The sequence below is a fragment of the bacterium genome (genome assembly GCA_040757115.1).
GTDB lineage: Bacteria > UBA9089 > CG2-30-40-21 > CG2-30-40-21 > SBAY01 > JBFLXS01.
In genome coordinates, this window is sequence record JBFLYA010000398.1 from 1 (window position 1) to 2,105 (window position 2,105).

Here is a 2,105-nt window from a genome sequence, read left to right on the forward strand (position 1 = left end):
TTGTTTTCCACAATCAATTTCTACCTATTTCTATAAATTTCAATCTATTTCTATTATCTTATCTCCATATCACTCTTATCTCCTTATCCCCTTTCTTACACTTTTGATATATAGCCTGAACGGTTATGATTTTTGTTGGAAATTAGAAATTGGGCTTTTGTCTCTCTCCCTAATTTCCAATTTCTAATTTCAATCCGCAAACTTTCAAACAAAAGTGAACCGTCCCGAAATTTCCTTTTTTTTGTGCATTTCAGGTCTTTCGTTGTTTATTAATCTTTTAATACGGACTTTCGACTAACTGTTTTTAAGCTTTTTTAAACACCAAAAAACGCGAAAAACACGAAAAAAAGATATTTTCCTCTCTGTTCCTCTGCGTCTGTGCGGTGAACGGTTACCGAAATTTATTCATAACTAAACCAGTCAGGAGTTTAGGATAAAAATAGGTAGATTTTTGCGGCATAAGTTCGTGCTTTAAGGACATCTCTTTAAGTTGACTTATCCGGGTAGGATTTAGAAAAAAGGCAAGATTGTATTTTCCTTCATCTACTAATAAAATCGCCTCTTTTTCGTTATGGGTATAACCTATATGTGCCTCGATATCCGTAATCTTTAAGATATGGTTGATGACCACAGTCTGTAAGATACTTACATCTAATTTCTTATATTCTTCAGGTTTCTCATCTCCAATCAATTTATCCATAATTTCATTATCCTTTAAAATTAAAAGGTAATTTTTCCCTTCCGCATACATTCCAAAGACATAGTGACTTTCTTTCATCATCTCCATCTTTTCTAACAGTTCATTGCAAGTATTTACTTTTTCAACTTCAAAAAAGGGAGAAAAAGAGGGATGTGTGTTTATTTTTACTAATCTATGTGTCGGTAAAATCGTCAGTCCTTCATCCTCCATCTTTGTCAGGTAAATCATAATAAAATTATAACCAAGTATCTTTTGGGCATTTAATGCGGTTTCGTAACGATGATGTCCATCGGCAATAAAAATTGGTTTTGATTGCATTATGGCTTTTATCTCTTCTATTTTTGTCTTATCCTTTAGCCTGACTAATTGATGGCTAACTTCATTTTCATCCATAATCTCAACAATTGGTTCTTCTTTTACCTTTAAATACTCATCTAATATCCCTTTTTCATCTGAATATAAACCAAATACCTGACAAAAATTAGCCTTTGTGGCTAACATAAGATTTAATCTATCCTGTTTAGGTTTGGATAAGGTTTTTTCATGTGGGAAAACGCTATTCCCGAATTCTTCTAATCTCATCAAGGTAATAAATCCAGCTCGGGTTATATTTTTATTGTGAAATGAGAATCTCTGGATAAGAGGATAAATGGTTTCAGTGAGGTCTTGTTTTAGTATTTCTGCATATAACCATTGGTGAAAATAATCAGCCGCACGCGTGTATTTGTTGTTTTTTTCATTATCTTCGGGCAAGTCTTTTCCTAAGATAAGTCTGATACAATTATAGGGATGTTTCTGGTAATATCTTTCCTGTTGAATTTCTGAGATGACATCATAAGGCGGGGTTACAACCAGTGATAAATCCTGTATTTTCTCTTGATTATATAAAATTCCTTTAAATGGAGATATTTGAGCCATCTATTCTATTTTCCTTGTAACTATTCACCACGAAGGGCACGAAGGACACGAAGATTCGACAGAACAAATCTCTTTATGTCTTCTTTCAATCTAATTTATCAATAGACCAACCTTGCTATTTGCCAATTTCATATATGGTAATGGGTCAGTGAAATGGGGGATTCTCCTGAAAGTAGGAAGTAGGAGAGTAGGAAAGTAGGAAAGGGGGAGACATTGCCCCCAGAAGAGGAATACCGTGCACATCCTTTATCCCTTTCCTACTTCCCTACTACCTACTTGCCTACTATTTTCATTCCCCCAAATAACTGATGTATTACCATATATGTCAATATATGAGCTTCATGAATTCGATAATTTATCAAATTTGTAACCGTTCAGGCTATATATCAAAAGTGTAAGAAAGGGGATAAGGAGATAAGAGTGATATGGAGATAAGATAATAGAAATAGATTGAAATTTATAGAAATAGGTAGAAATTGATTGTGGA

General features: G+C 33.6%; 2 protein-coding genes. One reads left to right on the forward strand and one right to left on the reverse strand.

The window, feature by feature from the left end; genetic code table 11:
- The coding region (locus tag AB1422_19080; GenBank protein MEW6621406.1) for a hypothetical protein at window positions 1-187 on the forward strand (187 nt) is incomplete at its 5' end.
- A 204-nt stretch (window positions 188-391) separates the two neighbouring features.
- Here the strand turns inward: AB1422_19080 and AB1422_19085 are convergent.
- The gene (locus AB1422_19085; protein MEW6621407.1) at window positions 392-1,618 is read right to left on the reverse strand and encodes a DUF1015 domain-containing protein; all 1,227 of its coding nucleotides are present in this window, start codon (window positions 1,616-1,618) and stop codon (window positions 392-394) included.
- Between the last annotated feature and the right edge of the window lie 487 nt (window positions 1,619-2,105).